Source organism: Acinetobacter sp. YH12070, assembly GCF_013419625.1.
Taxonomy (GTDB): domain Bacteria; phylum Pseudomonadota; class Gammaproteobacteria; order Pseudomonadales; family Moraxellaceae; genus Acinetobacter; species Acinetobacter amyesii.
Map to the genome: position 1 here is coordinate 63,704 of NZ_VOZT01000016.1, position 7,286 is coordinate 70,989.

The following is a 7,286-nucleotide window of genomic DNA, read 5'->3' on the forward strand; positions in this document are numbered from 1 at the left end:
TAATTGTTATTCACGATAAATAATCGTATCGTGATAGCCCTATTTAATGTAATGATATAACAAGTATTAATTAAGTATCTGTTTTTTATTAAGTATTGATAAAACATATTATTGGTTTGTAATTGATTGAGATTGCAAATATAGCCATGATTGTGAATTAAATAAGAATAAATCGTAAATTGTTGATGCAAAAAAACCTGCCGAAGCAGGTTTTTTTATAAAGTGTTATTTAGAATTTAAAGGTTGTACTTAATTGTACGCGGCGGCTTTCTTGAGTATTGCTATAATGGTTGTAATAGCTATTTGCGACTTTCTCATAATCGTTAAAGTCTTTATCAAAGACATTGTACAGAGCAACACCAATATCCCAGTTTGGCGTGACATTAAAGTTTGAACCGACATGTAATAATGCGTATTCCTTGTAGTCACCAAGGGCATCATAAACCTGTTGATTCGCTGCAGTTAGATTGTCATAGGTTGAGGTGAAACGTGCACGTTCACTTCGATACTCACCACGCGCCCATAAATTCATAAAGTCAGCAGCTTGCCATTTAAGCGACGCATTAACTATGTGTTCTGGTGTGTCATTAAGTACAGGATTGCCTAAACTGCTATCTTTAATTTCAGTTTCAGTCCACGTGTAGTTCAGTCCAAATTTCCAATTATCGGCAAATGCCCAGTTTAAACCAGCTTCAATACCATAGACTTCAGCTTCTTCGGCATTCACAGGGCGAGTCACATTCCATGAGTCTGGTGTGCCACGGTTATAATCCATCACCCATGGCGTTCCAACCGATGCCATGAATGCTTCACAGTCCGCTTTAGACCAATTAATACCCGAAGTTGTTGTGTTATCAGTATTACAGCTAATTTCTTTATTGCCCGTCATAATTTTATCTTCAATTTGGCTAAAGAAAGCTGTTACGTTGAAGTCAAAATTATGATTGGTAGAAAAGTATGTACCAAACTCAAAGTTCTTGCTGGTTTCAGGTTTTAGATTTGGGTTGCCAAAAGTTGGTGTACGACCCTGACCACTGACATTGACCACACCATCAGTTAAACGTTCTAAACGTGGGGCTTTATAACCTTCACTATATCCGCCTTTGAAGGTCCAGTTTTCATTTGCATTCCATACCAAATATGCACGTGGTGTCCAAAAGTCACCAAACGTATCGTGGTCGTCATAACGAAGACCAAGTGTTAATGCAAGATTGTCGTTCAGCGACCAAGTATCTTCGGCGAATAGACCCAATTGCTCAAAAGAAACTTCTTTTTTTACACGTAAACCATCACTGATACTGGCTTCCCACCATTGACCGCCTAGAGTAATACGGTGGTCTTCAAAATGTTGAGTGGTAAATTTAGTATCAAAAATCGTATCTTCACTTTCTAACACACGAGGAGTGATGGCTGTTGACATTCCTTGTGCACGTGCAGGAATTAAACGTCCAACCGTTTCTGTTTGAGTATTGATAATACTTGACTCAAGTTTGCCAATAGCATTATTCCAAGTATGTGCGAGGATCATTTTCTCACGGTTATATTCTTGAGCATCACCATAACCACCATTTGCGCCAAGCGTCCCTAATTGACCTTTACTATTGTCATACCATTGTTCAGTTTTTTCATATTCAACTGAAATATCATGGTCGCTGTGCGGTGTCAGGGTTAAGCGAGCACCGATAGTTTCTAGATCTGATTTAGTTGGGCTATTTCCGCCACTAAGTTCAGCACCAGTATCATCGTCATCACTACGTATTAAATCTGATTGATCACGTTCCGCTTTACGTGCACGGATTTGTAAGCCCAATAAATCTTGAATGATTGGCCCTGTTAAAAATGCATCGACAGCGCGTTGGTTACCAAAGTCTGAGTGATTTGGCAGCACTGTCCCTTCTAACGTGACCGAACCTGTCCATTCTGGTGAAACTTTTTTGGTAATGATATTGACTACACCACCAATTGCATCAGAACCATATAAAGTGGAAGCTGGTCCGCGGATGACTTCGATGCGTTGGATAGCCGAAACAGGGGGGATAAAACTATTATTCGACTCACCAAATCCGTTAGGGGCAATGTCACCTGTACTATTTTGTCGGCGGCCATCAATTAAAACTAAGGTATATTCGGCGTCCATACCACGAATACGAATATTTAATCCACCGGTTTTCCCTGCTGTAGGGCTAACATCGACACCTTCTACATCACTTAATGCATCTGCAACGGATGTAATTCGTTTATTTTTTAAGTCTTCAGCCGTAATCACGGTAATTGAAGCAGGAGCATCCTTTACTTTTTGTTCAAAGCCCGCTGCAGAAACAACAATGGTTTCCATCTGTTGAGCTTGAGATTCAGTCGTTTCAGCATGTGCGAAACTCGTAGTAGTTACAATTGCCCCAAATAAAGCAGCGGAAAGAGGGTTGAGATTAAATTTACTCATAAAAGAATACCAAATATGGACAAGATAAATATATGAAAATAAATTAAAAAAATATCATTAAGAATAATAGTGAGAAAGTTTCTCATTTTCAATGGTGAATTAAAAAATAATCAATATTTCTTCGAAAAAAGCTGAAAAATTCTAAAAATAAGAAGGGCATCCATGCCTGAATTTATAGTGTTATAATCCATTTTTGTATATCTTTAATTGTTGTCATATAATGTGGCACTTTTTTTTAAAACTGTTTTAACTAACAAATTATCGAGGAAGCCATGCAAGTAACTTCTGAAGCGGTTTCGGGCGTTGCCCGTCGTTTAAATGTATCTGTACCGACGAGCCGTATTAACGAGCAGTTTGAAGCTCGCTTGAAACGCACTGCCAAAACTGTGAAGATCAACGGCTTCCGTCCAGGTAAAGTACCTGTAAACGTTGTTCGTCGTGAATACGGTGCTGGTATCTATCAAGAAGTTGTAAACGACATCATTCGTGACACAGTATTCGAAGCGATCCAACAAGAAAAAATCAATGCTGTTGGTATGCCAAACATTGAAAAAACTGAAATGAAAGATGATGCTTTAGTTTATGAAGCAACTGTAGAAGTTTATCCAGAAGTTGAAGTTAAGTTCGAAGGTCTAGAAGTTGAACGTAAAACAACTTCAGTTGACGACAAAGACGTTGAGAAGATGATTGAAAATCTTCAAAAACAACGCGCTTCATGGGTTGAAACTAAAGGCATGGCTAAAAAAGACATGCAAGTAACTTTCGACTTTGAAGGTACTGTTGATGGCGAGAAGTTTGAAGGCGGCGCTGCTGAAGACTTTAAACTCGTTCTTGGTTCTGGTCGTATGATCCCTGGCTTCGAAGACGGCATCGTTGGTATGAAGAAAGGCGAAGAGAAAGTTATCGATGTAACTTTCCCTGAAGACTACCAAGCTGAAAACCTTGCTGGTAAAGCTGCTCAATTCAAAATCACTGTTAAGCTTGTTGAAAAACAAAAACTTCCAGAAGTTGATGCTGAATTCTTAAAAATCTTCGGTCTAACTGAAGAAGAAGGCGTTGAAAAGCTGAAAGCTGACGTGCGTAAAAACATGGAACGTGAAGTGAAAAACGGTCTTCGTAACCAAGTGAAAGGTGCAACTTTTGATGCGCTTGTAGCTGCAAACGAAGTAGAACTTCCAGAAGCAATGGTTGCTCAAGAAATTGACCGTCAACGTCAACAAATGATCCAACAATTCACTCAACAGTTTGGTGCTCAAGGCGCTAAAGCGTTTGATTCAAGCATGCTTCCAGATGACCTATTCAAAGAGCAAGCTGAAAAATCAGTTAAACTTGGCGTATTAGTCAGCAAAGTATTGGCTGAAGCTAAACTTGAAGTTGATGCTGAACGTGTTGATGCTTACATCGAAGACATGGCTTCTTCTTACGAAGATCCTAAAGAAGTGATTGAATACTTCAACAACGATAAACAGCAACGCGCTCAAATCGAAGCTGTTATTCTAGAAGACCAAGTTGTAGATCACATCTTAGCTTCTGCTAAAGTAACTGATACAACTGTGAGCTATGAAGACTTATTGAAAGAGCAACAAGCTCGTCAACAAGGCTAATTTCTAGCTTTCAAAAAAAGGCGCATTAAGCGCCTTTTTTTATCGAAATTTGCCCCCAAATAAGTTGTCCTGATTTCACAATGCTTATGAAAAAAATATCTGTTATTTAATTGGGAATCTTTTGCAATTTCGACAAATATCCCTCATATTGTGAATTATGGGTTGAGTCAGAAAAATTTAGGAATAAATAACGTATGTATGTTCCAACAATTGAAAACGCACTAGTGCCAATGGTGGTAGAACAGTCATCTCGTGGCGAGCGTTCTTTTGATATTTATTCACGCCTTTTGCGTGAACGTGTGATTTTTTTAACCGGTGAAGTTGAAGACAACATGGCAAATTTGATTGTTGCCCAAATGTTGTTCTTAGAAGCAGAAAACCCAGATAAAGATATTCATTTATATATCAACTCACCAGGCGGTTCGGTTACTGCAGGTATGGCGATTTACGATACCATGCAATTTATTAAACCTGATGTTGTGACTTACTGCATGGGGCAAGCAGCATCGATGGGTGCATTCCTGCTTAATGCCGGTGCTAAAGGCAAACGTTACTGTCTTGAAAATGCCCGTGTCATGATTCACCAACCCCTTGGTGGTTTCCGTGGTCAGGCATCTGACATTGAAATTCATGCACGTGAAATTCTATTCATCAAAGAACGTTTAAATCGTTTAATGGCAGAGCATAGTGGTCAAGACTACGAAACTGTTGCTCGAGATACTGACCGTGACAACTTTATGACAGCGCAAGCTGCGAAAGAATACGGTCTTGTGGACGAAGTTTTATCTAAACGCCCATAAGTTTTAAAGAATTAATTATTGGAGTGAATATGTCCGAACATCCTCAAGGACAAAAGCATTGTTCATTTTGCGGTAAAACGCAGTCTGAAGTCGGGAAACTGATTGCAGGTGAGGACGCGTACATCTGTAATGAGTGTGTGGACGTATGTCTTGACCTAGTTCAGACCAGTCAGCAAGTTGAATCAAATGACTGGGCAACTCGTCCTTTACCAAAACCGCATGAAATCCGTGCTGCGCTTGACCAATATGTGATTGGGCAAGATGTTGCGAAAAAGACCCTCTCTGTTGCGGTATACAACCATTATAAACGCCTAAAAGTTGGCACCAGTGGTAAAAAACCAGAAGACGGTGTAGAGATTTCGAAAAGTAACATTATGTTGGTTGGACCAACAGGTTCAGGTAAAACACTGCTTGCTCAGACACTTGCGCGTCTTTTAGATGTGCCATTTGCCATGGCAGATGCAACGACCTTAACCGAAGCAGGTTATGTCGGTGAAGACGTTGAAAACATTGTACAAAAGCTGTTACAAAAAGCAGATTACGATGTCGAAAAAGCGCAAAAGGGTATTATCTATATCGACGAAATCGACAAGATTACCCGTAAGTCTGAAAACCCATCAATTACTCGTGATGTGTCAGGCGAAGGTGTTCAGCAAGCGTTATTGAAAATGATCGAAGGTACGGTTGCGTCGATTCCGCCTCAAGGTGGTCGTAAGCATCCGCAGCAAGAATTTATTCAAATTGATACTTCAAACATCCTGTTTATCTGTGGTGGTGCATTCTCTGGTCTAGAGAAAATCGTACAGCAGCGTCAGGAAAAAGGCGGTATTGGCTTTACAGCTGAAGTGCGTAAGAAAGATGAAACTAAAAAATTATCTGACTTATTCCGCCAAGTTGAAGCGACAGATTTGGTTAAATTCGGTCTGATTCCTGAATTTATTGGTCGTTTACCTGTGATTGCTACCTTGGAAGAACTCGACGAAGAAGCATTGATGCAGATTCTGACAGAACCAAAAAATGCATTGACACGTCAGTACCAATATTTATTTGAAATGGAAAATGTTGACCTTGTATTTGAAGATTCAGCATTGCGTGCCGTGGCTAAAAAAGCCCTTGACCGTAATACAGGTGCACGTGGTCTACGTTCGATTTTAGAAAATTCATTGCTTGAAACGATGTATGACCTACCAAGTCGTTCAGATGTGGGTACGGTTGTCGTCAATGAAGCGGTGATTAATGGTGAAGCGGAACCTGAATTTAAATCAGAACGTCAACCAAAGAAAACTGAAGAAGCTGCACCGAAGTCAGATTTAAAAGTTGTGAACTCTAAATCTGCTTAAGCGCTATTCGTCTGAAACGTGTGTAAATCCAAGATTTGCACACGTTTTTTATTTCCAAAAATAAAGGCAGAATGTTAATCTCAGCAGGATGGCGTGGATGCCTGAATGTAAAAAACTGAAAACAAAAGTGTAAAAATAAAAAAAGACGCAGTGAGGGATAATCATGCGTGGAGTTGCAATTCTACTTTTAAGCAGTGTAGCGCTGCTGGGTTGTCATGGAAAATCAGCCGTTGAGCAAACGTCATTGGCTTCAACATTAAAGCCCGTGGATCCTGAAAGTACACCGGGCCATATTGAACAATATCGATTGGGTATGTTTACCATTGGTGGTTGGGTCAATCAGAAACAAGGTCGACATTTTCAAGAAGTGAAAGCTCAGCATGACCAAGCAGCGATTGTGTATTTATATCGTCCAGACAGTAAGTGGAACCGCCAAGAAATTGTGGCTAGTAGCTTATTTCTGAACAGTGAGCGTATTCCAAGTTTATTGAATAATCATTATTACTGGGTGGAGTTACCGGCGGGGAATTACCGCTTATCATCGAGTCGCCCTTTGGGGGTGAATCATTTTCAAAAGCCTAAATATTTAGACTTTGATGTTGAAGCAGGTCAAACTTACTTCATTAAATATGATGAAGAGAATTTATCCAGTAAAAGAACGGTTTCAGGGCCATTGCTGCTCATGCCTGAAAAAATTGGTCGAAATGAAATCGCATTTACAGAGTTGAAATCCAACAGTTTTAACTTTGTGGCAGAAGATCAAAACTCTGGAAAAGTACGTAAAAGTGCGCAGAAATTGAAGGCGCCTCATTATGATCCTGCGGAAGATGTGCAGTTGACCAAGCCTTTTAAATTGTGGAATCCATTAACTTGGTAATGTAATTTGCCGTTGTTTTTAGTGTGTGAAAGCATTAAATAGCGAATGTCATTCGACAGACAGTCTAAATATTGACAATAAAAAAGCACCCGATGGGGCACTGCTGTCCCATAGTTTGCTTTAAATAAAAAAACCTGAGTCCTAACAGTTAAAATATGAGTGCAAACAAACACTTTAACGACCAGGATTCAGGTTTTGTCACATCAGAATACCGTATTTCATGAG

5 protein-coding genes are annotated in these 7,286 nt (G+C 39.7%); 4 read left to right on the plus strand and 1 reads right to left on the minus strand.

Going from position 1 to position 7,286, the window contains the following annotated elements; all coding sequences use genetic code 11:
- Positions 1–229 precede the first annotated feature (229 nt).
- On the minus strand, positions 230–2,440 hold the full coding sequence (locus FTU17_RS06800; RefSeq protein WP_180134971.1) for a TonB-dependent receptor domain-containing protein: 2,211 nt from the start codon (positions 2,438–2,440) through the stop codon (positions 230–232).
- Between the two features lie 272 nt (positions 2,441–2,712).
- On the opposite strand from FTU17_RS06800, the gene tig reads away from it, so the two are divergent.
- The 4 genes from tig (at position 2,713) to FTU17_RS06820 (ending at position 7,061) form a co-directional block, all read left to right on the plus strand.
- Entirely contained in the window at positions 2,713–4,044 is a 1,332-nt protein-coding gene (gene tig / locus FTU17_RS06805; RefSeq protein WP_180073289.1) for a trigger factor, read from the plus strand.
- 194 nt (positions 4,045–4,238) lie between these two features.
- Positions 4,239–4,844 (plus strand): ATP-dependent Clp endopeptidase proteolytic subunit ClpP, encoded by a 606-nt coding sequence (gene clpP / locus FTU17_RS06810; RefSeq protein WP_078192707.1) that lies wholly within the window; start codon positions 4,239–4,241, stop codon positions 4,842–4,844.
- 29 nt (positions 4,845–4,873) lie between these two features.
- A complete protein-coding gene (clpX, locus tag FTU17_RS06815; RefSeq protein ID WP_078189661.1) occupies positions 4,874–6,184 on the plus strand; it encodes an ATP-dependent protease ATP-binding subunit ClpX in 1,311 nt (436 codons plus the stop codon).
- 163 nt (positions 6,185–6,347) lie between these two features.
- A complete protein-coding gene (locus FTU17_RS06820; RefSeq protein ID WP_078189660.1) occupies positions 6,348–7,061 on the plus strand; it encodes a DUF2846 domain-containing protein in 714 nt (237 codons plus the stop codon).
- Positions 7,062–7,286: the final 225 nt, after the last annotated feature.